This window comes from Pseudoalteromonas sp. GCY, assembly GCF_016695175.1.
Taxonomy (GTDB): domain Bacteria; phylum Pseudomonadota; class Gammaproteobacteria; order Enterobacterales; family Alteromonadaceae; genus Pseudoalteromonas.
Genome location: NZ_CP068023.1, coordinates 2,013,371 through 2,037,456 on the forward strand (window position 1 = coordinate 2,013,371; position 24,086 = coordinate 2,037,456).

Here is a 24,086-nt window from a genome sequence, read left to right on the forward strand (position 1 = left end):
TTGCAAAGCCAACGTAATATTTACGTTGGCTTTATTTTATTGATCTGATCCAACACCTTTGGACACTTCATTAAGTGAGTAAGCTAACTCATAGAGGTGAAAAATGACATTTCCAAAGAAAACTAGAAAAACCTATTCAGCCTAATTTAAAAAAGAAGCTTTGAAGCTTGCGACCAAAATTGGAATTTCGCAGGCTGCGCGAGAGCTTAATGTTTATGAATCTCAGCTCTATGCTTGGCATAACGATGCACAAAAAAACGTCAACCTCAGAGTGAGAAAGTTCATTAGCCGCCGAGAATGCCAAGTTAAAGCGCCAGTTGGCCGGACAAGCCGAGGAGCTAGAAATCCTAAAAAAGCGGCCACCTACTTCGAGAAAACCAAAAGTAACTCGATTTGAGTTTATGAAAGACAATCACGGGCCATTCTCAATGCGCACAATGGCCTATGTATTGTCCGTGTCGCCAAGTTGGTATTAATCATGTCAGCAGCCGAGTGAGCGCAAGCGGACGCAACAAGCGCGCGATACTAAAATCAAAGATGCGTTTACCAAGACCAAGGAGCAGATGGTGCTCGATGCATTCAGGCTGAGCTTGAAGAGCAAAGCGGATGGGAATGACATTAAAACCATAATGAGCAGCATGGAGCGCCAAGGCCTTGTCGCCAAAGCGGCGCGCAAGTTTAAAGTTACGACAGACAGTAAACACTCGCTGCCTGTTGCCTTGGATTTGCTTGAGCAAGACTTTATAGGGGACAGGCCACATCAAAAATGGGCAGGCGATCTCACCTATTTAATGACGAGTGAAGGTTAGCTCTATTTAGCAGTCATCATCGATTTATATTCACGCACAGTGATTGACTGGTCGATGAGTAAACGTATGACATCAACCTTTTGGTATGTGATGCTCTGCAAATGGCGCTATGGCGACGCGGCAAGCTCCAAGATGTCATTGTTCACGGTATGGATTACTTCAGAGTATGAGCTGCAAAGGTAACTGCTGGGACATGCCTGTGTTGAAAGCTTCTCTCATTCACTGAAAGTTGAAACGCTTCAATACGAAAATTATGAATCGTGAAACGATACGCCAGTACATATTTGAGTACATTGAAATTGATTACAACAAGAAGAGAAGGCATAGTGCTATTGGCTATCTATGCCTTGAAAGATTTGAACCGCTGAACATAGCTTAACGAAGTGTCCTGTTTTTCTGGATCAGATCAATCTTGTGTTTTATTCGTTATTTAGTGATAAGTTAGTTGGGTATTAAGCAATACTTGACGGAAGCTTGATTAGCCATATCGTTAGTATGGCCAATCGAAACAATATGTTTGTCTCTTATTCTTCGTTATCCGCAGTTTCGAAGTTCAAACTAAATTGTCCACAGCGCTGTACTGAGAAAATGGCTTTTTGCCAGTTCTCTTCTTGATTTGATGTCGCATTTTCGAACAAGCTTAAAAAAAGAACGGAGATTTCGTCACTTACAGGTATAACGTGTGCTTGTTTTGGTGTGCTGGTGTCATAGTAAAAAGCGGAACACCTAGGCATATTGTCGTCATGGTAGTCCAATACGAGCCGCGCTTCACTCCACGGCTCTTTAATTTGTTGATATAGATACTGGCCCAATTGTTGTGGGACTTGTCGGTTTTCTTCTCGCATTCCAACTCCTTGTTATGTTCAGCGATAAATGTTGATCTGATTTTACTGGCGACTTTTGGCTTTAGTATGTGCTATAACTTTGTAGATCCCAAAACCGACCAGTATAAATATGATCGACTGACCCGCGGCTTTACTTATGATAACCGCATTGGAAAATAGCCCTGAAAGTATAGACATACAGATAAAAAACGAAAGCACTGATATTAGTAACACAATGGCTTTTATCCAAGGTTGAACTAGCTTATGTCTCTGTTTGCTAATCAATACAGCAACGATAAAACTGATCAAAGAAACCAAAAAACCAATAAAATACTGTTCCGTCGTGAGCATGGTATTTCCTTATTAATAGATGAGTAAATTATTTTATTCATTTTCTGTCGCTTTAATGAAACGTTTCATAAAGTGTCCGGCTCAATTACTCTCCGGAATCACTCTCGATCCAATAAAATCATGGCATTCAAGCCAATAAATTAAGCTGTACTTTGCCAAGAGTCGGGTGAAAAAAGAGTCGTCGTTTTCTAGCGCTTGTGCGCACTGCGGTCGCGTGGGTAAATCTTTAGTAACTCGCCATTTTATAGGATCTTGTGAATAGCCGGCTTTTAAAATAAGGGCGCTGATCAAAGATTGTACATTGGTTTTTACAAAAACTTGGCTTTTCTCTGTTTGTTTGCGTAGTTCAGTCCTTGGTTTTGAGGTGACTTGATAAGAATAAGTGTGCTCAGAAGTCATCCTCGTACGAATTTCAAAAAGGGTACCCTTGAAAAAAGTGCTTGTTTGATCTGGGTCGATTGTTTCAAAAGTTACATCATTCTCAGTCAAAAGTCCGTAAGAAAGGTAGGAGCCTGATCCTAAAGTGCTATGGCAAATAAAAACTTCATTTATACAAGTGCTTAGTTCAAAACTAACGACCTTAGTACTTTGGCTTGTGCCGTAAATGGTCATCCTTGTGTGCATGATATTTAACCTTAGTTGATTTAAAAACTCTCACAACAATCCATAAAGCTTGGTTAATGTAGTGTAAACATGAATTTTTGATGTAATTATCTGTTATTAAATTAATTTATATAATAATAGAGGTTATTACATGGATTGAGTTGAATGCAAGTGTGTCTTTTATAGCTTGATAATATTAATTTGATATTAAGGTTGATCTAGAAAATTCGTTTGTGTATCGTATGCGCCGTTCGAGAATGTACATCAAAAGTCCAGATGTTTAATGTGGTTTTTGTTTTCAGGGAAGTGTCTATCTCAACAAGTTGTAAGAAAGCTTAATGCAAACTGAATTGCTCACTAAGCTTCATGACTTCCTCTCTGAATGCCTAATAAAAATAAAAACCTACAATAAAACAATGGCTTAAATTTTTTTAAGAAGATTTCCGAATGTTAACTTAGTATTCAGTTAGAAACTGCATACTTGTGTTCTGTAATTTCTTGTTAAATAGTTAAATCAAATGTATTTTTACTATTGTACTGGAAATTAAAAAGATTAATTGTTTCCAATAATCTAATTTGGATGTCTTATAATTGAGGCGGATATGGCTAGGAATGCTTTATTTATAATGGTTTTATTTTTGACTGGTTGTATGTCTACTTACGTAAAGTTAGACGTAACTGCTACTGATAACATAAATTTAAACCAGTTTAACGAGCCACTACCTGTGGTATTAAAAGTATATCAACTTACTGATATTCAAGCGTTTAAAAATTCTACATTTGAACAGCTTTGGAAGTCAGATAAATCAATTCTGGCTAACACCTTAGTTACGGTAGAAGAACGCACCGTAAACCCCTCAGATCGTATAAAAATCGAGTTTGAACAAGCTGAATCTGCAAAGTACGTGGCTTTTGTTGCGCTATTTAGAGACAGAACGGGTGGTAACTGGCGCGCATTTTATGACTTAAATGATTGGCCTGTGCCTTTATCTACTTCTCTAGATATTGAAATTACAAGTAACTCGCTTCGCTTACCTGAAGTCGAGGAGGACAAGTAATGCAGCACAACAACGTATACAAACCTGTTTGGGCTGAAGGTTTAATGCTCAGTCAGCAGCACTTACAACTGTTCGATCAATACCAGCAATCTCAACTAGCTAGTGTACAGCAAAGTCTTAGAGACAATGCATATGGTTTAGACCGCATTGTATTTGACGAATCGGCATTGGCCAAAGGTGTAGTCAAACTGCAAAGTATTGCGGCAATCTTCAAAAGTGGTCGTCATATACATCATGTTTTTGCTGATAACGAAGCTCCTATGTTTGAGCTTGAAGATAACAAAAGCGAATACATCATTAGTGTGGCGCTCGCGAACAATCATTCAGTAAGTAATATCCAAGGTTACCCGCAAACTGGGCAACTTAGTGCTTATGACTGTGATTTTGTTGAGCTTCAAGATGTACATGATCCAAACCGAAAAGCAGAAGTGATGGTTGCTAAGCCTAAACTTATGCTGGTTGAGTACAGTGCAAGTAATAGTTTTATCGAGCAATTGCCCTGTATAAAAGTTATACGTGGTGAGCATGGGCAGTTCGAAATTGACTCAAGCTATATTCCTCCATTGCTAAACATCAAAGCCCATGGCTATTTGGCCGAGCGTGTAAATAAAGTCGTCAATATGGTTGAAGCTAAGTACACCGCGATGTTTACCAATCGTGCGAGTATGGGGATCGTGGAAGATTTTGGTCCAACAGAACTCAAACACTTTTTGTTATTACAAACATTTAGCTCTGTTTTTCCTGAGATTAAGCAGTTAAGTACCACAGCGAAAACTAGTCCTGGTGCACTGTTTATGGCGCTAAATAAACTGGTCTGCCAACTGATAAATTTCGAACCAGAAGCGAGTAAATTTGAGTTACCAGTTTATGACCATCAAGACTTAACGCGCAGCTTTGGTTTAATCGAATCTCATATTCAAACCCTTATTGGTTCGATAAGCGCGGCACGCTCGTCTGATCTAGTACTCAGTGCAATCTCTCAGTCTATCTTTGAGGTTAAAGACATAGAAAGCAGTACCTTGACACGGGGTGAGCTGTACATTGCGGCTTTCTATGAAAACGAATCTACGCAGTGGATCGAGTTGTTTGCAGAGCAGGTTAAGCTGGCAGCGCCAAGTCAGTTAGAAATATTAATCGCTTCAGCGCTTGGTGGTGTGAAGTTAACACATTGCCAGCGTCCACCGAATAGAGTGTCTGTTAAAGGTGGATATGAGTATTTTAAAGTTGAACCTCATGGTGCTGCTTGGGAACAAGTTGTACAGGAATTAGCGTTAAGAATCTTTGTGCCATTTAGCCTTCAAGGCGTGAAACTTGAAGTGGTTTCAGTGGCGAGTAAATAGTTAGTAGGTAAAGGTCATGGAAGCGTCGAAAAATAAATCTGAACTAGTCGCCTGCATTTCTCCGGTACTTGAAGTGCTTACTTCAATTCGCCAGGGCGGGGCAGATCATCAAGGAGTTGATGGTCTACGCAGTAAAGTCATGGATGCTTTTGATGAATATGAAAAGAGCTGTTATGACGCACGGATCAGTGCGTCGGAAATGCAGGAAGCCAAATTTGCATTAACCGCTTTGGTCGACGAGCAAATCATGACGGCGCAGAAGCCGTACAGTATGGAATGGATGGCGCGACCTTTACAATTAGAATTATTTGGCAACATGCGTGCGGGAGAAGCTTTTTTTGAAAAGCTTGAAAATATCCGCCGTGCAGCAGCGCAGCAACGCACGGTATTAGAAGTCTATTTTGTTTGTTTACAACTGGGTTTCGAAGGGATCTATAAGATCAAAGGCGTGGAGCAGCTCAAAGCGCTGATGCTAGACGTTAGAGCACAACTAGAAGAGCTTGCTGGGCCTGCAAAATTACAGCTTTCTGATAATGCAAAACCGCAAGAAAGTATGGTCACTAAAGTAGGAAGAAACCTACCTTATTGGGTTATTTTATCGGTAACGCTTGCTTTACTTGCCAGTATGTATGTTGGTTCAACGTATTTCATTGAGAGTCGCGCGAACCAGCAAGTCGTGCAAATTGATAAGCATATTGAAGTACTAACGCAGTTAGAGAAAACAGGGAAAGCGAGGTAACATCATGTCAGGAGTGAATCGTAGTGGACTAGTGCACCTAGTCTTAGGATTTTTGTCATCTCGTGCGACGGCTCATTGGGTTGGGATTATCGCAATATTAACACTAATTTGGTTCGCGGGTAGATTTGTTGGCCTCGAAGACCAAAATCACCGTTTAATGGTGATGGGGGCAGTATTTGGTCTGTTTTGTCTTACTTTATTAATTCGATGGTTGTGGGTGAAGCGCTCTGGTGACAAGTTAGCGAAAGAAATTGCCAACAATCATGCGGGAACAGAAGCCGAAGTCGAAGAAATTAGAGCCAAAATGGAAGAAGCGCTATCTGCATTAAAAGCTTCTCATTTAGGCGCTGGCTATCGTGGTAATGCTGCGTTGTATGCATTGCCTTGGTATATGATCATTGGCCCGTCGGCTGCGGGTAAAAGTACGTTATTTGCAAACTCTGGGCTGCATTTCCCTTATTCAAAATCTAACCAACTGCATATCCAAGGTTTTGGTGGCACGCGTAATTGTGACTGGTGGTTTTCAGATCAAGCCGTTTTGATTGATACCGCAGGTCGTTATACCACAGAAGAGTCAGATAACGATCAATGGTTGTCATTCTTAAAGCTGTTACGTAAATACCGCTCTAAACAGCCAATCAATGGGGTGATGGTTGCGATTAGTGTTGCCGACATCTTGACCTCAGACAGCGAACAGATCCGCGACCATGTTAAACAGATCCGCGCTCGTATTGATGAGTTAATTAACCAACTTGGACTTATCTTTCCAGTATACGTGGTGTTTACCAAATGTGATTTGATCAGCGGCTTTGAGCCTTTCTTTAATGAATTAAGTGAAGATGAGCGTAAGCAACCCTGGGGTGCGTATTTACTTGAGGAAGATGGCACCAATACCGGTGAAGTGGCGAGCGAGAACTTTTCAAAACATCTAACTGGCCTATATGAGCGACTGTGTGATCAGCGCCTAGTTAAAATGACGCGTGAGCGTAACGCCCAACGTAAACAACTGATTTATGATTTTCCCAATCAGTTCAAAGCTGCGTCTGCCAAAGTTGAAGAGTTTATTGACACATTATTTAAAGAAAACCCGTACCAGGAAGTACCGTGGTTTGCTGGTGTGTATTTTACCTCTGGTACACAAGAAGGTACGCCTATCGAGCGTAGCGCAACGAGCAAACTATCTACGTTTAGATCAGTATTGTTTGAGTATCGCCAAGAAAGCATTACCTCCGCGTTCTTTATCAACCAAGTATTCAAAGATGTATTGTTTAAATTGCAAGATCTCACTCGGGGTAACCGTAAAAAGCGCCGCGTACAGAAATGGCTCAAAGGCTTTGCAGTATGCTTGTGTGTGACGTCGGTATTTGCTCTGGCGGGCTTGTTGGTTAACTCTTATACCCACAATCAACAGCTTTTAACAACCAGTGATAAATTAACGACTGCTGTTGTTAATACACGTGTAGAAAATCAGCCGTTGGCCGAGCAATTTAACTCAACTTTGTCTCTTTTTGCACACTATCAAGAGCTGATCGGTTATGAGAAAAAGCTGCCTTGGTATTTCTTACTTGGTGTTTACAGTGCTGACAATACCATAAAGCCAATAGAGCAGGTATTACGTCAGCGTGTACAAGCGCTCATTGGTGAACCAAGTTCGGAGCTTGTGCAACAAGCGCTTTTTGAAAGCCACCAAAACTGGATTGCACTGCTAAGTACAGAAGAACAGGTAGCTAAACGTATCGAGCCAAAGCTACGTGATAAGTACTATCAAGCACTTAAGCTGCAACTCATGATGAGTAACGAGTTTGAGCGTTTAAATAAAGACTATGCGAAGTCTGAGCTACTGGACTACACGGCGGATCGCTTAGAGCTAACGCTAAATGAAGACACACAAGCATTAACAGAGCAACTGTCAGGATTGATTGATTTTTACTTAGCCCAATTAGCAGTTGAGCCTACACCGCAGCAGCTTGCGATTTGGCAGAATAATGATTTCTTGGTGAGTCAGGCTCGTTCAGACTTAATGAGTGCGCCAGAACCGACCGCATTATATGAGCAGATCAAAGCAAAAGTAACGGTATCAAAAGCTGCACTAACGCTTGATCAAATGATGCAGCAAAACAACAAAACCTTTTTGCAGTCCAAGATTAGCATTCCATACGTTTACACTAAAGAAGCATGGGAAAACGAAGTGCACGACGCCATCAAGGTCATTGCGAGCAAAGCATTCTCTGGCGACTGGGTGATGGGCACAGACAACGCAGAAAGCCAAGGTTCTGTTGATGAAGCAAAAGCAAGCGCTTTGGTTAAATCTATCCGCGCGCTGTATTTCAGAGACTATGCCAATGTGTGGTTTGAGTTTTTAAATTCAGTAGAAATAAGCCCATTTAATACGAGCAACGCGGCAAGTTTAACGCTGGCTCAGCTGTCGTCACCAGAAGGTCCATTGGTCGATTTAATGGCGTCAATCGACGACAACGTGAACCTAATTGATTCGCCCAACAAAACGGTAGAAACAGAAAAGTTAACTGAGCAAGCAAATGCGTTACTTGCAAAGTCTAAAAACAAAAAGGTTAAAGGTGCAAAGATAGAAGCCGCGGCGAGAAAGCGTGTACCTGAACTGTCGAGCCGCTTTGCAGATCTTCGTCGCTATACGGCGAAAGGAGAAGAGAACGCTCGCTCTGATTACCTAGAGCAATATCTCGGTGCTTTGAGTGCATTTCATTCAGACATCAAAACGATCGCGGCGAGTAACAATGATGACTATATGGCGATGTCATTTACTCAAACGTTGTTAAACGGTGATAGCAAAAACCATGCGCTGCAAAGTGCATGGGTGGTGGTAGAAAGTCAAGTAAGAGCGCTTGACCCAGATACTAAGCAAGCACTTGAAAAACTACTAAAAGCACCACTTTTAGCGAGTGTACAAACGGTAATGAACGAAGCAAAAGTACAGCTTAATGAGCGTTGGTCTAATCAAGTATTCTTAACATACAAAGAAAATATCCGTGGTAAATATCCGTTCAATATCGACGGGCCAGATGCTGCAGTTGAAGATATTAGCGAACTGCTGAACCAAGAGTCAGGTGTGTTCTGGCAATTTATGGCTGAGAATCTGTCTCCCTACCTTCGTTTAAAACGTGGTGAGTGGGTAGAGAAAACGTGGAATGGTATTGGTATCGGCTTTAAGCCTGGGGTACTAGACAAGCTAACTAAGGCGAGAAAGGTTACGCGTTCTCTATTTCCTCGAGACGGTTCTGAGGTAGGGATTAGCTTCCAAATGATGCCTGTGGCACAAAAGGGATTAAAAGAAACTTATATCGGATTTAGTGACCAAAATTACCGTTATAGAAACGAACCTGAAGAGTGGCGTCGTTTTAACTGGCCTGCACGTGCGGGCACTGAAAAAGCAGTGGTATATGGTTTAGACAGTGAAGGCCGCAGAATTGAAATCGAAAAGTCGGGGCCTTGGGCATTCCTAAAAGTATTGAATGAAGCGAATGTGCAGTGGGTTCGTGGTACTGAATTTATGGCAACGTGGCAATTACAAAGAGAAGCGGAAGCAAGCGTTGAGCCAATCCAAGTTCAAGTTGCACTTAAGTCGAGCAGAAACAGCGGCATATTCAGCAAATATTTTATGACGTCGTTTGCACTGCCAGAGTCTTTGTTTGATACCAAAGTGAGTGTGGCTTCTAATGAAAACTTGGCGTTGAGGTAACACAAGCATGTTCGGTTTTTTTAATAATAAGAAAGTCGCCAAGGTGCCAACGACTCAACCATTTGGATTTATGGGTAAAAACCCAATTCAAGCGGACTTCATTAAGTTTAACGTTGACTCAAGAGAAGCGATCACGCTTGAACGCTGGCTTCAAGAAGGTTACGCAGACATGAGCCGACAGGCGTTGATAAAAGATGCCGCTTCTCAAAAAGAGCAGTCAACGCTATTTTTTATCGCTTCAGGTCAAGACGAAAACTGTTTATTAGGCACATTACAGCCAAGCGAAGATAAAAGTGGAAGACAATACCCATTTTGCTCGTTTGTATTATCGAGTAATGCGGACTACAAACAAAACCCTGCATTTTTATTTAGCGAATGTGGTAGTGCGTTTAAATCATTAAGTTTAAACCATGAGCTGATCAGAAACTGCAGTAGTGTTGAGCAAATGCGCCATAGCGCACAGGAGCTTAAGCAGGTAAGTGAGCTGGTTTCGCAACCGATTGATTTTGATAAGGCAATGTCTTCACTACGAGCTTCACCGATACAGCGTGTATGGGATGCGCTTGAACTAGAAGATCTTGACCAGCGAGCACAATTAATCAGCCAAGTGATGTCTGCGCTCAAAATGATCAAAACCCAAGGCTGTTTGCGTTGTCAGTTCGGGTTGAAGTTACCGATGCCACAAGTGGGTGAAGATACTCAGTTGTTAGGTGCATTTTGGCTGCATCTAATCACCAATATGGTGGCCGATCATCACTGGCAGCCTTGGTGCTTTTATAACTATGGTCAACTGAGCCAGAAAGCCTCGCTGGTGGTGTATTGCAGACCTATGCCAGCCTCGTATTTTGCGTCAGTTTGGCTTGAGCACAATAGCTTGTCGACGACCATTAATCTAACAGGGACTTTGCCACAACATCCGGTGACACCGCATATGTATGAATTGGCAAAAGCATCAAATATGAGTGTTTTCGATGCGCTAAGAAGTTGGAGTAAGTTATGAGTCAACCACATAAGTATCAGAGCTGGCAGCAGTGGCGTGAAAACCTATTAGCGCCGCTTGACGGCGTACCATGCGGTGACGATTTAAAATACGAAGAGTCATTTAAATTACTAAAAGCCTCTTCGTCAGGTGTTGCTGAGCCGGATTTTAAAGCCAACTTTATTTTGGCTTCGAACTTATTGGAAAAACATACCAAAGATATTCGCATTGCGTCGTATCTAGCGTTGGCCGCTACCAATGAGTTTGGGCTTGAAGGTTTGATCCACTCGTTAGATTTGTTTAATCAGCTTTTGCAACAGTATCAGGCGCAGATCCACCCAGTGAAAGAACGTGCGAGAGCATCGGTTCATACTTGGTTCTTACAACAACAACAGCGCTTACTTGGTGTTGCTACAGCGCACAGTGCGACAATGCCGGAGCAATGGCCAGAGTTAAAGCGCGTACTTGAACAGTATGCAACAGAATCCGTGGCAATACTTGATGCAGACTCAGGTCCGCTTGCTGATTTAAAACACTGGTGTGAGCAAGGTTTGATTTCGCAACCAGTTCCTGTACAACCTGTTGCGACGGTACAAGAGCCTGTCGAAAAGCATGAGGTGGTCACAGCAGAGCAGCCTCAAGTACAGCAGCCTGTAGCGGCGACTTCACAGCCTACTGCTGTTGCTTCAAAGCCAGTTTCTACACTTGCTATTGCCGTGGAAGCACCGCAGTCAGACTCGGCTTATACAGAGCAAGTTCGCAAACTATTGGCGTATGACAAAGAAAGCCAAAATTGGATGCGAGCGATTCGCTTGGCACGTGCAGTGAGGTGGGGGGCGCTTGCATTACCACCACACGATAATGAGTTGAAAACACGCTTACCAGCCCCAAGGCAAGCGGCATTTGTGCCTATTGAAAACGCATTAGCCGCACAAAATTTTGCTCAGGCGTTAGAAAAGGCAGAAGCCTTATTCATGGAAGGGGCGATGCATTTTAACCTTAATTTACAAAGGCTAGCCATCGCTGCACTTGAAGGGCTCAAGTTATTTAAAGAAGCACAGTGGATAGATTTAGAACTTGCCGCAATCGCTGATCAATACCCAACACTGCTCAGCCTTAAATATGAAGACGGAAGTGAGTTTTGCTCAGCAGCAAATCGCGAGCGAATTGGCGAACATAAATTACTAAGCCAAGGTGACGGTGCAAACACAGACGATAATCAGAAAATTTGGTTAGATAAATTTAAAGAAGCGCAGGCGCTTGTTGACCAAAACAAGCTTGCGCAAGCACTGCAGCTAATGGAAGGGTTTGCACAAGACAAGTTCGATTTTGCAAAGCAAAAATTATATCAAGCACGTTTATTGATGCGCAGTGAACGCGCTGATCTTGCCTATCCAATGTTTGAGCAGCTGTTAAAAGACATTGAACAGTACCGTTTGGATTTATGGCACGAGTCGTTTGCTCTAGAGGTTTGGCGTTATGCTAAGCAATGCAATGAAGCAGTATCCTTAGAGCAAGGGGATGAATTTGACCTACGAGCAACCGCGATAAAGCAGCAGATGCTCGTAACCAAAGTAAGCTCAGCGATTGACTGGGTTTGATTGTTAACCGCTGGGCTTGTAACGGCAGGCGCAACGACTGATTAAATAAGGAAAGACTATGTCTGATACGTTTCAAAAAGAGATCCCAAGAGCGCGGATTAATATAGCGCTTGAGCTGGAAACCGATGGTGCAACGCAAAAGAGCGAACTACCGATGAAAGTTTTGGTGGTTGGTGATTATTCCAACGGCCAAAACGATAGTGACCTCGCTGAGCGTGAGCGCATTGCTATTAATAAAAATAATTTAGAGCAAGTGCTTAAAGACATGTCACCAAAGGCAAAGTTTCAAGTATCGAACAAAATCGCAGGTGATGGTGAAATCGGTATTAACCTAACGTTTGATGATTTTAAGTCATTCGATCCAGAGCAGGTTGCAGCGCAAGTACCAGAGCTTAACAAGATGATGTCAATGCGTAACTTATTACGTGATCTGAAATCTAACTTGCTTGATAACTCAACGCTGAGAAAAGAGCTTGAGCGCATTTTGCAGAACAAACCAGAGCTTGATGAGTTAAAAGCACGCCTAAATGAGTTAGCGCCGCTTTTGTCTGAGCAAGAAAAACAACCGCAAGAGTAAGGACACAAACCGATGAATATGCAAGAAACGTTAAACGTTGAAGCGCGCAAAGAAGAGACTTTGACAGCTTCAGCTTACGAAACAATCTGTAATCTTGTGTCTATCGAGCCGGTTTCAAGCGAAATCAGCATTGATAACTTCCGTGATGCTAATAATCTTGCGGAAACAGACACCAATGAGCGCCTAACTGCTGCTATCAATGTCTTTTTAGACATGGCCACTAATGACAGCAAAGAAGTGTCACGTATCGACAAGTTATTACTTGATGACTACATCGCTAAAGTCGACAAAATTATTTCTGAACAGCTGGACGAAATTTTACATCATCCGCAGTTTCAAAAAGTAGAGTCAGCGTGGCGTTCACTGCGTTATTTGGTGAATCGTTGTCCAAATAACTCAAACGTAAAGCTTGAGTTACTTGATGTTGATAAAGAAACGCTACGTGATGACTTCGAAGAAGCACCAGATACCACGCAATCTGCGCTTTATAAGCAAGTGTATACGGCTGAGTATGACACACCAGGGGGCGAGCCAATTTCGACTATGGTGTCAAACTTTGAATTTGATTGTTCAGCGCCGGATGTGTCGTTATTGCAAGAAATTTCAAGGGTTTCTGCAGCAGCACATTGTCCTTTCTTAGGCAGTGTTGGTGCCAAGTTCTTCCTAAAAGATTCGCTTGAAGAAGTATCAAAAATTCAGGATTTGGGCTCTTACATGGAGCGTGCGGAATTTTTACGTTGGAAGAACTTCCGTGAATCAGAAGATGCACGTTACATTGGCTTAGCGTTCCCACGCTTCTTACTGCGCTTACCATACGGTGACTTAAACCCAATTCGCCATTTTAACTATCAAGAAGACGTTAGCAGCGAGCATCACGAACGTTATCTATGGGGTAACGCGACATTTGCGTTCGCGGCAAATATCGTCCGTAGCTTCCACCAAAATGGTTGGGCGGTAAATATTCGTGGCCCACAATCTGGTGGTCGCGTTGAAAATCTACCTCTGCATTCTTTTGAGGCAGGTCGTGGTCAAGAAACTAAGATCCCAACGGAAGTACTTATTTCTGAAACCAAAGAGCTTGAGTTTGCAAACCAAGGATTTATCCCTCTGAGCTATTACAAAAACAGTGACTTTGCGTGTTTCTTCTCTGCAAACAGTGCGCAGAAGCCACAAATTTTTGAGACGCCGGAAGCCACCTCTAACTCGCGGATCAATGCAAGATTACCTTACATCTACTTGGTATCACGTATTGCGCACTATATGAAGGTGATCCAACGTGAAAATATCGGTTCAAGCAAACCTCGCCATGAGCTAGAGCAGCAACTTAATGATTGGTTAGGTGCATTAGTTACTAAGATGAATAATCCAGACGAGTCTCTAATTGCTACGCACCCGTTAAAAGATGCCAACGTGACTGTGTCGGAGATCCCGGGTAATCCTGGTTATTACCGTGTGAATACGTATGTGGTTCCACATTTCCAAGTGGAAGGTATCGACGTACGCCTCGCACTCGTTGGTCAAATGCCTGGCGAAAAGTGAAGGCCTCCTGAAGAACCAATGAAGCGTATTTAGGGCAGTGAATGCTGCCCATTATTAAGCATGATATTGAACCTTAATTATAGAGGTTCAGAAGTATCGGCAAGCGCTTATGAGATATTAGTTGAGTTTGCGTCTAAAAGTGCAAAAAGAAGAAGTGGTTAAACCAGGTTAGGTTGATAAGCGCAATAATGGAAAATAGTTAATAATAAAAAGACCAAGTTTAATATGGTTGCTGGTATTAAATGGTATATTTATGAATATAGAAGCAGATCATATTATTTGGAAAGTTATATTTTTAGTGCAGTGTTCTTTAACTGTGTTTTCAATATACGAAAATCAGCTTTTAACCTTGTCTGAGATTAGTGTTGCGTTTGTAGATGTTATTGTTTTTGTTTTAGATAGCTTGGTTTTGGTAGCAAACTTATTGCTCATATTACAAGTTCGTGTGTTAAGTCGAAGAACATGGGGTTTGGTAGTTTGGGTGTGGTGGTTTGCAAATATATACTCGTTGTTAAACGAATTTTACTTGGGCGGTTATACCTCGTCTGAAATGTTGTTTTTTGGAAATGTAATCTGGTTTTTAATTTTATTTTCCTTGCCTGTATTTAAGTACGGAAGCTTTATAGGAGATCCTGTTAAAGCTGAATAAAGTTAAAACGATTTATACTTCCCTGATGCACTTTAGTGCATGCGTTAAACGGTGGAAGTGACGTGTGCCTTTAGCTCGTTAGTCAAGAGCCTAGCGATAGATAAAGGCTGCCGATATAAGTAAATAAACCTATCTAAAGCTGAGATGATAGCTATAGATAAGAAGCGATGAGGCAAAGGATTGTCATGTTTAAACGAAAAGTATGTAACTGGTTGATGCTGCTGAGCATAGCCTTGGTGACTAACTTGTCATATAGCCAGGAGCTGACACCAGAGCTCTTTTTTGCAAAAAAGAAATTGCAAAAAGCAGCTATAGCTTACACCGCGGCGATGGAAACGTGTTTTGAGCATACTCCACGCGTTCGCCCAAGCGAGCTAGAGACAGACAAACTAGAGATAGAATTAGTCGTAGAGGCAGTAAATTACCTGCATTACGTGGCGCTTAATGATTGTATGCAAGACCATGATGTAAATTTTTTAAAAGCAGTTGAGCACTACAATCAGACGGCGCCAAAGGGTGAAGTGATCACGGTAGACAGTTTTGTGACGCTTAGATGGAATGAAGAGCTTAGAGCTGAATTCGAATTTAAACAGTTACCCGAAGCGGTTCAGCAGCACTTTTTGCAGCTGGATATACTAAAAACGCCATTTGATGCGGCGACGTTAGTGATGGAATTACGTGGTGACTTATAACATGTAGTGAAAGATTGCCCCAAGTTGGCTGCCACCAACTTGGGACATGTTCCCAAATTGGCATAAAGCGTGGCGCTTTGTTTGGGGATCAAACGTGAAAAACATGCGTTTGATCAATGCCTTTAATAATTAGGAAACATCTTATCTTAAAAGGAGAAATTAAAAATGGCAATTCCAGCGTATATGTGGTTAAAGGACGACCAAGGTAACGACGTTAAAGGTTCAGTAACTGTAGCTGAGCGTGAAGGTTCAATTGAGATTTTGCATTTCGATCACGAATTGCGTATCCCAACTGATAACGACACGGGCGAGCTAACAGGTACTCGTAAGCACGAGCCTTTTGTTATCACAAAAGCTGTGGATGCTGCTACTCCGTACATGTACAAAGCGTGTTCAAACGGTCAAACATTAAAGCAACTTGAGCTTAAATGGTACCGTATTGATGACACTGGTACTGAGCGTGAGTACTTCCGCCATACGCTTGAAGACGTGAAAATCACTTCAATCACGCCAACAATGCACAACGTTAAAGATTTGGATAAAGAGCGTTATCCTCACCTTGAAACAGTGCACATGCGTTACAAGCGCATCACTTGGACGTACCTAGACGGTAACATTGAGTTCTCTGACTCATGGACTGAAGGTCGTTAATTTCGAGTGTTGGAGGCCTGCTGGCCTCCTTTTCAAGCTTAAACTAGTTCGCGCAATGAATAGAGAGCGTATTTTTCTATGGCCTTATTTGATTTGCTAGCTCAACCATCACGTCAAGCCTATAGCGATAACAATTTATCGCATCTAAGCGACAGCGTATGTAAACACCTAACGCAACTATTGAATGCGCGTAGGGGAGTGCTTGAGCACTTAGGTGATTATGGTTTACCGGATGTGGAAGATCTATATGAAGGGCTACCTTATTCGCAGCAAACACTTGCCAATGAAGTAAAAAGAACCATAGAAAAGTACGAACCAAGAATCACTAACCTCATCGTTCGACCCATCGACATAAAAGAGGAAAACTGTGTGATTCGATTTGAGATAAGAGCGCAATTAAAAACCGGCGAGATAATCAGATTGAATACTAAGTTTGCGTCAGGTGGTAAAGCAAACGTCAATGCAGGAGGAGCAGATTAATGGATATGCAGCAATATTTTGATGCGCAAATGAGGCTGTTAACACAAGCAGGTAAACAATTTGCTCAGCAGTATCCTGAACATGCCGGCTTTTTAAATATTGACGCTTTAAAGGATAGAGATCCTCATGTTGAGCGCTTGCTCGAAGGAGTCGCTTACTTAACGGCATTTACGCAAAAGCGATTGGATGAGACGCTACCCGAAGTGTCTGAGCAGGTACTCAGACAGATTTGCCCAATATTATTAAATTATTATCCGTCTACGACGGTGCTAGAGTTTGCGCCAAAACTCACCATGCAAGGACTGGTGAGTGTGCCAAAAGGCGCGAAAATCTCTTCCCATAAAAGTGATAACGCCCCTGTGGCTTGTCACTTTACTACCACCGCAGAAACGAAAGTGCTGCCGTTTGAGATCTACTCTGTGGACTATCATGAGATCCACACTGGTGCGACGTTAAACTTACACCTTAAGCGGTTAGGCCAAGGCAGTTTAGATGATTACGATCTCTCTAAATTGCGGGTGTATTTGCGTGGAGACACGCCGCTTTGCGCCAGTCTTTATCAAATGATGAAGAATCCAAACGCAGCGATAGAGGTTGAGACTGGAAAGCTTGGCAGTACGACGCAATATACCTTGAACAAGTCAAAAATTGATGCGGCTTTTCATAAAGACAGCACCGGAATGTTGCCGAATAGCGAACAGAGTCATCCCGCTTATGCGTTGTTGCTTGATTACTTTAACTCTCGTGAAAAGTTCTATTTTGTTGAACTAACGGGACTGGATACACTAAATATTGATCCAGACACTAATACCATCAGCATCAAAATAGCCAGTGATATTAAATTACCGCCCGGTAACAAAGTAAATGCGGATAATATCCTGCTTAATTGTGTACCTGCGGTAAATATCTACCCGGTAGATGCCGAGCCTATCCGAGTCAGCGAAAACCAAACCGAATACCAACTACATCCAGTGCAAAATAAGCTTGGAGAGAGTTTTTGTTATAGCGTTAAATCGGTACAAGGCGCAAGCAGTAGTACAGGAGAAGCCATCGACTTTGTTTCTCGGTATAGCACGGTTTATGAAGATAACGCCCATTTGTATTCACTGATAAGTCGCGATATTGGCGGGGTGTCGCCACAGACGTACATTCAGCTTTCAATGCAAGAAGTGGGTGATATTACTACTTTATCGACCGATCTGTTGGCACATAACGCGGCGTGGCCAAGGCAAACACTGCAAGAGGGTGATATCAATGCACAAAGCGCTGATGTGCCGTCGGTACTTAGCGTTAAAAATGTCGTAAGACCGAGCAAGTTACTTAATTCTCCTGATCAGGCTTTACATTGGCAGCTCATTAGCTTGTTGAATATGCGTTTTTCTCAGCTTGCGGAGCCAACCCAGCTGAAAAAGCTATTGGCGCTGTTTGATTGGTCGGAGCGCTCTGAAAATCGAAACCGTATTGAGAGTATTCAAGGCGCTGAATCTAAACCTATCTCATTGCTACAAAAGGGCGTGTTCGTTAAAGGGATAGAGATCCACTTAACCCTAAATGAAAAGAGCTTTGTTTGCACAGCCGATGCGTATCATTTTTGTGATGTGTTGCATCAGTTCTTTAAATTATATGCGCCAATTAACGAATGTTTAAAAACCAGAGTGACGCTGCTGCCAAGTTACCATGAGTGGGAATGGGACGTGACGGCAGGCGACAGTTATCAGGTGTAAATGATGGAGCAGCAAAACCAACCCATTTGGGCAAAACTGCCAGAGCCGATAGCTAATTTGATGGCCACACCTTGGCGCTTTAGCTTGTACAAGGCGCTAACGCTTATTGAACAGCACTGGGCGAGCAATAACGAGTTACAAAGTGGCCACAGTCATCGCGTTGAAATTGCACCGTATAAAGAACTTGGGTTTCCAGCGTCAGACGTTAGACGCTGCGAATTACAAGTAAGGCAACGAGGTAAACTAAGGCTTGAAACGTCATTTCTCGGTTTATATGGCGTTGACGCTGCGATGCCGCACTACTTATTAGAGCAAGCCGCAGGAGATGAAGAGATAGGTGCAAGAACACGCGCATTTTTAGATCTCTTTAATCATGTATTGTATTGCCAGCTATTTCAAAGTTGGAAGAAGTCTCAGATTAATCTCGCTGGCATTGGTGCGCAGCAATTTGATCAGATAGTTGCTGCGGTATTTGAAAATAACCAGTCGGATAAGAGCAAACTAAATCTTATTAGTGCCAAACAAACCAGTGCAGCAGGGCTTGAGCAAGTATTAAAGCAAGCGCTACAAGACGAAAGCTTAACGCTAAAAGACAATATCGTTGAGTGGGAAGATATTACCGAAGCGGGCAAGTTAGGCTCAAAACAAAGCGGCTTTTCATTGGGTGGTAATGGCGTATTGGGTAAACGCGTACTGGTCACCGGCAATCGTATTTGCATTGAGCTTGGTCCAATGGACGAGGCTGAGGCGCAGCTATATGAGCCAGGTGGTGTAAAGGCGAAACGTTTATCACAATTATTAAATTGGCACACCTCAACCAAAATGAATTGGCAACTGTTAGTGCAGATCAATCGCCAAGCGCGCGAGGGAACTCGGTTAGGGGCTGGCAAGCTTGGGATAAGTTGTGCGATAGGTAAAGTGAACGCACGCGTAGAGAAGAAAATATATTCACAATCACAGTTTTAATGCGAACGGGAATAGCAAGGATTAAAAGATGGACGCAACAGGCATAAAGAATCTCATAGACAAACTCAATCATCACAGCGCGACAGCGTTAGAAGCTGCGGCTGGATTCGCAGCGAGTCGAAAGCATTTTGAAGTGCTACCAGAGCATTACCTATTAAAGTTAATGGAAGAGCACAATGACGGCGATGTTGCGAAGATTTTACCTTTCTTCGAAGTTGATCAAGACGCATTGTGGAATAGTGCGCTCGAATTTATCAATCAACAAGATGCTGGTAACCCGAGCAAGCCGGTTTTCTCCCGTCGCCTCTATGAGTGGTTAGAAAAAGCGTGGCTCAGTGCAAACATGCGCCATCAAAATGATTGGATCACAGGAGCTGCGCTGATTGACTCGTTCAAAGACATGGCGATATACAGCCCTGCATTTGGACTGGCGCGCGAGTTCGACAAGATTGATACGCACTTCTTAAAGCAGAATTTAAATAAGATCTGTAAAGGCTCGACGGAGCGTCAAGTATTTAGTAAGCCAAATGCTGATAACACGGTGTCGAATAGCCGTTCACAAGGTGAAAGCGCGCTAGAAGCATTTTGTGAAGACCTCACTGAAAAAGCACGTTCTGGTGCAATTGACCCAGTCCTTGGGCGCAACGAGGAGATCCGTCTCGCAATTGATGTGTTGTGTCGTCGCCGTAAAAATAATCCAATTTTTGTCGGTGAACCCGGTGTTGGTAAAACGGCAGTGGTAGAAGGGCTTGCTCAGCGCGTTGTTGAAGGGCAAGTTCCGCCAGAACTTAAAGAAGTTAAGATCTGCGTACTGGATATGGGTCTGCTACAAGCCGGAGCAGGTGTAAAAGGTGAATTTGAGCGTCGTCTTAAACAAGTCATTGATGAAGTAAAGAGCTCAGCTACGCCCGTTATCTTATTTATTGACGAAGCGCATACCTTGATTGGTGCTGGTGGCGACGCTGGCATGGGAGATGCCGCAAACCTACTAAAACCTGCGCTTGCACGTGGAGAAGTAAGAACACTTGCTGCAACGACATGGAGCGAATATAAAAAATATTTTGAGCGCGATGCTGCGCTTGAACGCCGCTTTCAATTAATAAAAGTCGATGAACCAACCGAGCAAGCTGCAAAGCTCATGCTCACGGGGCTGAAAGATAAATACGAAAAGCACCACCAAATTCAAATCACAGACAGTGCAATTGAAGCCGCGGTTACTTTGTCTGCTCGATATATCACAGGTAGACAATTACCTGACAAAGCCATTGATGTACTAGATACCGCAGCTGCTATGGTCAGAATGGGACCGGCAACGTCGCCTGTGGTGATTGATAAAGCCAAAGAGCAGATCCGTTACTATCAAAGCAGAATTGAACGCTTGGCAATCGAATCAAAGCTTGGGATTGCAGATCAAACCTGTATTCAAAGTCTCACCGATGCGCTTACACAAGCCCAAGAGCAGCTTGCTGAGCTTGAACAAAGTCGTGAGCTGCAAATTGATACTTATAATGCCTTACACGGTGCGAGCGACGAAGAGAAACCTGCGATTAGACAAGCGCTCGCTGCGTTAAATCAAGATGACAATGCGATTTTCTCCGAAGTGACCAGCGATACGGTAGCGCAAGTGATTGCAAGTTGGACTGGGATCCCTGTAGGTAACATGGTGAAAGACGAGCTGGAGAACTTACTTCAGCTTGAGCAATCACTGGCACAAAGTGTTGTGGGGCAAAATGCAGGGTTGACTGCGATAGCACAAACCTTACGGGTAGCAAAAGCGGGTGTATCGGCCTCATCTGGCCCACTAGGCGTATTCTTATTAGCTGGTCCTTCAGGGGTTGGTAAAACCGAAACTGCAAAACACATAGCTGAACTACTATTTGGTGGCGAGAAGTTCTTAACCACGATAAACATGAGTGAATATCAAGAAGCGCACACGGTATCACAACTCAAAGGCTCACCACCGGGCTATGTGGGTTATGGTGAAGGTGGGGTGTTAACCGAAGCTGTGCGCCAACGTCCATATTCTGTGGTGTTACTTGACGAAGTGGAAAAAGCCCACGCAGATGTCATGAATATGTTCTACCAAGTGTTTGAAATGGGCGTAATGCGTGATGGTGAAGGGCGTGAAATCGATTTTAGAAACACGGTTATCATCATGACTTCTAATTTAGGGGCTGAGCAAATCATCAATGCTTGTACACCAGAAACCGAGCAGCAGGCCATGCAGCAAATGGTGGATGGGATCATTCAGCAAGGTGTAACTGAAGACGAAGAAGCACAAGACAGCAACGAAGAAGAAACACCGTTTGAGAGACCGAGCTTTCAGCAGCTAGTCAGCTTAATTAAGCCAAACTTGCTCGCGCATTTTGCACCTGCGCTTTTAGCGCGTATGCAGGTTGTGCCTTTCTTCCCGCTTGATACTGATGTGTTAAAACATATCGTGGCACTAAAGCTTGAGAAGGTCGCGGCGCGACTTCGTGACAATCACGCTATACAACTGCGCGTAGATCAAACGGCGCTAGATTATCTAGCCGATAAATGCGCTATGTCTGATAGCGGCGCACGATTGGTTAACGCAACAATTGAACAACAAATTTTACCTGGGATCGCTCGCTCAATTTTGGGCTTTATGAGCGAAGAAGATATGCCAGATCTGCTGACGCTGACACTGGATGAAAATGGTGAAATTGAAGCCGTATTCGCCGACTTAAGTTAACGGTAGATACGAGTAAGGAGACAAAAATGGAAATGTTCGCATCACTTGCCGATAAACTGCCTAAGGCAAACGAGAGTCACTTTGCAATCGAAATTGCGGGGTTGTCTGGGAGTTTATTTAAAGTATTGAGTTTTGAATCACAGAATGACAGCTTATGCAGTGACTATCGCTTCGATATTGAGGTGTTAAGTGAGGAACTAATTGAGCCTGATCTGGTGATTGGTAAAGATGTTACATTTTCCATTACGTGGGCAATGTCTGACAGAACGGTTTCGGGAATTATTACCGAATATGTCTGCCATGGTCGCAGTCATCAAGGCTACGTGTATACCTTATCCTTTCAATCACTTTTGGTGTTGCTCAAGCATCAACGATCTAATCGCGTTTTTACCGACATGTCTGCGGATGCCATCGTTAAAAGTGTGTTAGATAAGGCAGGGTTCCCGTCAGGAAAATTGCAACTAAAGGCATCATCACCTTCCCTTGCCATGACAGTGCAATACGACGAAAGTGACTTTGACTTTGTGACGCGTCTAATGCGCCGCTACGGTTTTGTTTACGGCAGCACAGAGTCAACCGGTAGCCAAGCCAACCTGTCGGTGTTTGGCAGCAGCAGTGATTTTTCGTCAGAGATGGAAGAGATCACTTTGCCTTATGCGTCACCCACCGGACAGGTTAGACCGAGCGAGTCTGTCTTTGCCTTTTCTAAAAAAGCGAGCCTACTAAATAGCGGCTTTAGGCTGTATGACGAAGACTATGAAAAAGGCTGCGCACTGTCTGTAAATAGTAATAATCAAACAGAGGTTGGCGGCTTTGGTGAAGACAGTATATTCGCTGAAAACTTCATGACTGAAGGAGATGGCGACGCACTTACCAAAGTACACCAGCAAAGCATTGATTGTCAGCGAAATCTTTTTGTAATCGATACTGACTGTCGAGCGCTTCGCCCTGGCGTAGCTTTAACCATAACCGATCACCTTAATTATAGTGGTCGTTACTTAGTGGTGTCCGTTGCCCACAAAGGCTGCCAAGGCGGTAGTGTTGAATACGGTTCCAAGGTAAAAGGCTTAACCTATAAAAACCAAGCGACGATTATCCCAATTGATGTGCAGTTTAAAGCGCCTGTTATTAAGCGCAAAAAGGTTTTTGCATCGTTTAACGCCACGATTGAGCAAGAAGTGGATGACAAAGGGCGCTATAAAGTCAAGCTTCCATTTAACCAAGATGGTGAAGGAGAAGAGAGTAAACCGACTCGACTTATGCAGCACTATGGTGGGCCTGGCGGGCACGGTATGCACTTTCCTTTAAACAAAGGAACCGAGGTTATGGTGGCGGGCGAAAATGGTGACTTAGACAGACCAGTTATTCTCGGTGCGCTATTTAACGATGAAGCACTAAGTCCGGTGACTGCAGAGAATGCCACCGAAAATAAATTGGTGACAAAGGCAGAAAACACTTTGTTGATGGATGACAAACAAGGCGAAGAGAAAATCCAACTGTTCACCAAAGCGCAAGAAAATATGCTCGAATTTAATGCCACAGAAGGCAGTGAATTTATCAAGCTTGAAACCAAAAAAGGTTACATCGATATTAAATCGAAAGAAGCGATGACGCTGCAATCACAAGCGAATATTGTGGCACAAGCCGACAAAGAAATAAGCATTCGCGCAGAAGATGCTGTATATATCCAAAGTATTGAGTCCAATATTGAGATCAATGCCAAAGAGGCTATTCAACTCACCGCAGACACCGACATTAAAATCCAGTCTGCTGACAGCAATATTCAATTTGAAGCACAACAATCTATCAATCTTGAGGCCGCGCAAGACATCAGTTACTTCAGCGTTGATGGTAATGTTGAGCTTGCGGCGCAAAATGGTAACTTCACCATCAATGCCGATAGAAACATTTCTATCGTTGGCCAAGGTAGTGGCTCAATTCAGCTTTCTCAAGGCGGCGGCAAAATAGAAATTGATGCGGCAGGTAATATTACCATTGATGCGAACAACTTGAACTTAAGCGCCAGCAACATTTCAGTGTCTGGCTCAGCAATTAGCCATAACTAAGCAGGGA

At 43.0% G+C, this 24,086-nt stretch carries 19 protein-coding genes and 1 pseudogene; 17 read left to right on the forward strand and 3 right to left on the reverse strand.

All coding sequences use genetic code 11. The annotated features are described in order from the left end of the window. Positions 1–160 precede the first annotated feature (160 nt). A pseudogene (locus JJQ94_RS14145) lies at positions 161–1,188 on the forward strand (IS3 family transposase). Between the two features lie 145 nt (positions 1,189–1,333). On the opposite strand, the gene JJQ94_RS14150 reads toward JJQ94_RS14145, so the two are convergent. From JJQ94_RS14150 to JJQ94_RS14160, 3 genes are all read right to left on the reverse strand, one after another. Next, complete coding sequence (locus tag JJQ94_RS14150; RefSeq protein ID WP_099031735.1) at positions 1,334–1,654, reverse strand: hypothetical protein; 321 nt, start codon at positions 1,652–1,654, stop codon at positions 1,334–1,336. A 42-nt stretch (positions 1,655–1,696) separates the two neighbouring features. After that, on the reverse strand, positions 1,697–1,984 hold the full coding sequence (locus JJQ94_RS14155; protein WP_099031736.1) for a hypothetical protein: 288 nt from the start codon (positions 1,982–1,984) through the stop codon (positions 1,697–1,699). Between the two features lie 81 nt (positions 1,985–2,065). After that, on the reverse strand, positions 2,066–2,608 hold the full coding sequence (locus tag JJQ94_RS14160; RefSeq protein WP_099031737.1) for a contractile injection system protein, VgrG/Pvc8 family: 543 nt from the start codon (positions 2,606–2,608) through the stop codon (positions 2,066–2,068). Between the two features lie 629 nt (positions 2,609–3,237). On the opposite strand from JJQ94_RS14160, the gene tssJ reads away from it, so the two are divergent. The 16 genes from tssJ (at position 3,238) to JJQ94_RS14240 (ending at position 24,079) form a co-directional block, all read left to right on the forward strand. Then, the gene (gene tssJ, locus JJQ94_RS14165) at positions 3,238–3,645 is read left to right on the forward strand and encodes a type VI secretion system lipoprotein TssJ (protein WP_232003163.1); all 408 of its coding nucleotides are present in this window, start codon (positions 3,238–3,240) and stop codon (positions 3,643–3,645) included. Next, on the forward strand, positions 3,645–4,985 hold the full coding sequence (gene tssK, locus JJQ94_RS14170; RefSeq protein ID WP_099031738.1) for a type VI secretion system baseplate subunit TssK: 1,341 nt from the start codon (positions 3,645–3,647) through the stop codon (positions 4,983–4,985). The genes tssJ and tssK overlap by 1 nt, the downstream gene beginning before the upstream one ends. 16 nt (positions 4,986–5,001) lie before the next feature. Next, positions 5,002–5,724, forward strand: a complete 723-nt coding sequence (gene icmH / locus JJQ94_RS14175) for a type IVB secretion system protein IcmH/DotU (RefSeq protein ID WP_099031739.1) — start codon at positions 5,002–5,004, stop codon at positions 5,722–5,724. A gap of 4 nt (positions 5,725–5,728) precedes the next feature. Next, positions 5,729–9,439 carry a type VI secretion system membrane subunit TssM gene (tssM, locus tag JJQ94_RS14180; protein ID WP_099031740.1) on the forward strand — a complete coding sequence of 1,237 codons (3,711 nt, stop codon included), beginning with the start codon at positions 5,729–5,731 and terminating at the stop codon, positions 9,437–9,439. Positions 9,440–9,446: 7 nt separating this feature from the next. Then, positions 9,447–10,439: a type VI secretion system-associated protein TagF gene (gene tagF / locus JJQ94_RS14185; protein ID WP_099031741.1), complete on the forward strand. Its 993-nt coding sequence runs from the start codon at positions 9,447–9,449 to the stop codon at positions 10,437–10,439. Next, a complete protein-coding gene (locus tag JJQ94_RS14190; protein WP_099031742.1) occupies positions 10,436–12,019 on the forward strand; it encodes a TssA family type VI secretion system protein in 1,584 nt (527 codons plus the stop codon). The genes tagF and JJQ94_RS14190 overlap by 4 nt, the downstream gene beginning before the upstream one ends. Before the next feature lie 58 nt (positions 12,020–12,077). Next, positions 12,078–12,596 carry a type VI secretion system contractile sheath small subunit gene (tssB, locus tag JJQ94_RS14195; protein WP_010377053.1) on the forward strand — a complete coding sequence of 173 codons (519 nt, stop codon included), beginning with the start codon at positions 12,078–12,080 and terminating at the stop codon, positions 12,594–12,596. A gap of 12 nt (positions 12,597–12,608) precedes the next feature. Next, positions 12,609–14,135 (forward strand): type VI secretion system contractile sheath large subunit, encoded by a 1,527-nt coding sequence (gene tssC, locus JJQ94_RS14200; RefSeq protein WP_010377056.1) that lies wholly within the window; start codon positions 12,609–12,611, stop codon positions 14,133–14,135. A gap of 253 nt (positions 14,136–14,388) precedes the next feature. Beyond that, positions 14,389–14,784: a hypothetical protein gene (locus tag JJQ94_RS14205; RefSeq protein ID WP_099031743.1), complete on the forward strand. Its 396-nt coding sequence runs from the start codon at positions 14,389–14,391 to the stop codon at positions 14,782–14,784. Positions 14,785–14,969: 185 nt separating this feature from the next. Then, positions 14,970–15,476, forward strand: a complete 507-nt coding sequence (locus JJQ94_RS14210; protein WP_236596617.1) for a hypothetical protein — start codon at positions 14,970–14,972, stop codon at positions 15,474–15,476. 165 nt (positions 15,477–15,641) lie between these two features. Beyond that, positions 15,642–16,127 (forward strand): Hcp family type VI secretion system effector, encoded by a 486-nt coding sequence (locus JJQ94_RS14215; protein ID WP_010377064.1) that lies wholly within the window; start codon positions 15,642–15,644, stop codon positions 16,125–16,127. A gap of 78 nt (positions 16,128–16,205) precedes the next feature. Further along, the gene (gene tssE, locus JJQ94_RS14220; protein ID WP_039495807.1) at positions 16,206–16,607 is read left to right on the forward strand and encodes a type VI secretion system baseplate subunit TssE; all 402 of its coding nucleotides are present in this window, start codon (positions 16,206–16,208) and stop codon (positions 16,605–16,607) included. Then, complete coding sequence (tssF, locus tag JJQ94_RS14225; RefSeq protein WP_039495808.1) at positions 16,607–18,331, forward strand: type VI secretion system baseplate subunit TssF; 1,725 nt, start codon at positions 16,607–16,609, stop codon at positions 18,329–18,331. Before tssE ends, tssF begins: the two co-directional genes overlap by 1 nt. Continuing rightward, positions 18,332–19,297 (forward strand): type VI secretion system baseplate subunit TssG, encoded by a 966-nt coding sequence (tssG, locus tag JJQ94_RS14230; protein WP_236596618.1) that lies wholly within the window; start codon positions 18,332–18,334, stop codon positions 19,295–19,297. Positions 19,298–19,325: 28 nt separating this feature from the next. Then, entirely contained in the window at positions 19,326–22,013 is a 2,688-nt protein-coding gene (tssH, locus tag JJQ94_RS14235) for a type VI secretion system ATPase TssH (RefSeq protein WP_099031745.1), read from the forward strand. A gap of 26 nt (positions 22,014–22,039) precedes the next feature. Further along, positions 22,040–24,079, forward strand: coding sequence for a type VI secretion system Vgr family protein (locus JJQ94_RS14240; RefSeq protein WP_099031746.1), 2,040 nt, complete (start codon positions 22,040–22,042; stop codon positions 24,077–24,079). Positions 24,080–24,086 lie beyond the last annotated feature (7 nt).

What these genes read in the sequence shown, in the direction of transcription:
- JJQ94_RS14150 (WP_099031735.1), bottom strand. Translation starts at nt 1,654, where the DNA reads ATGCGAGAAGAAAACCGACAAGTCCCACAACAATTGGGCCAGTATCTA.
- JJQ94_RS14155 (WP_099031736.1), bottom strand. Translation starts at nt 1,984, where the DNA reads ATGCTCACGACGGAACAGTATTTTATTGGTTTTTTGGTTTCTTTGATC.
- JJQ94_RS14160 (WP_099031737.1), bottom strand. Translation starts at nt 2,608, where the DNA reads ATGCACACAAGGATGACCATTTACGGCACAAGCCAAAGTACTAAGGTC.
- tssJ (WP_232003163.1), top strand. Translation starts at nt 3,238, where the DNA reads ATGTCTACTTACGTAAAGTTAGACGTAACTGCTACTGATAACATAAAT.
- tssK (WP_099031738.1), top strand. Translation starts at nt 3,645, where the DNA reads ATGCAGCACAACAACGTATACAAACCTGTTTGGGCTGAAGGTTTAATG.
- icmH (WP_099031739.1), top strand. Translation starts at nt 5,002, where the DNA reads ATGGAAGCGTCGAAAAATAAATCTGAACTAGTCGCCTGCATTTCTCCG.
- tssM (WP_099031740.1), top strand. Translation starts at nt 5,729, where the DNA reads ATGTCAGGAGTGAATCGTAGTGGACTAGTGCACCTAGTCTTAGGATTT.
- tagF (WP_099031741.1), top strand. Translation starts at nt 9,447, where the DNA reads ATGTTCGGTTTTTTTAATAATAAGAAAGTCGCCAAGGTGCCAACGACT.
- JJQ94_RS14190 (WP_099031742.1), top strand. Translation starts at nt 10,436, where the DNA reads ATGAGTCAACCACATAAGTATCAGAGCTGGCAGCAGTGGCGTGAAAAC.
- tssB (WP_010377053.1), top strand. Translation starts at nt 12,078, where the DNA reads ATGTCTGATACGTTTCAAAAAGAGATCCCAAGAGCGCGGATTAATATA.
- tssC (WP_010377056.1), top strand. Translation starts at nt 12,609, where the DNA reads ATGAATATGCAAGAAACGTTAAACGTTGAAGCGCGCAAAGAAGAGACT.
- JJQ94_RS14205 (WP_099031743.1), top strand. Translation starts at nt 14,389, where the DNA reads ATGAATATAGAAGCAGATCATATTATTTGGAAAGTTATATTTTTAGTG.
- JJQ94_RS14210 (WP_236596617.1), top strand. Translation starts at nt 14,970, where the DNA reads ATGTTTAAACGAAAAGTATGTAACTGGTTGATGCTGCTGAGCATAGCC.
- JJQ94_RS14215 (WP_010377064.1), top strand. Translation starts at nt 15,642, where the DNA reads ATGGCAATTCCAGCGTATATGTGGTTAAAGGACGACCAAGGTAACGAC.
- tssE (WP_039495807.1), top strand. Translation starts at nt 16,206, where the DNA reads ATGGCCTTATTTGATTTGCTAGCTCAACCATCACGTCAAGCCTATAGC.
- tssF (WP_039495808.1), top strand. Translation starts at nt 16,607, where the DNA reads ATGGATATGCAGCAATATTTTGATGCGCAAATGAGGCTGTTAACACAA.
- tssG (WP_236596618.1), top strand. Translation starts at nt 18,332, where the DNA reads ATGATGGAGCAGCAAAACCAACCCATTTGGGCAAAACTGCCAGAGCCG.
- tssH (WP_099031745.1), top strand. Translation starts at nt 19,326, where the DNA reads ATGGACGCAACAGGCATAAAGAATCTCATAGACAAACTCAATCATCAC.
- JJQ94_RS14240 (WP_099031746.1), top strand. Translation starts at nt 22,040, where the DNA reads ATGGAAATGTTCGCATCACTTGCCGATAAACTGCCTAAGGCAAACGAG.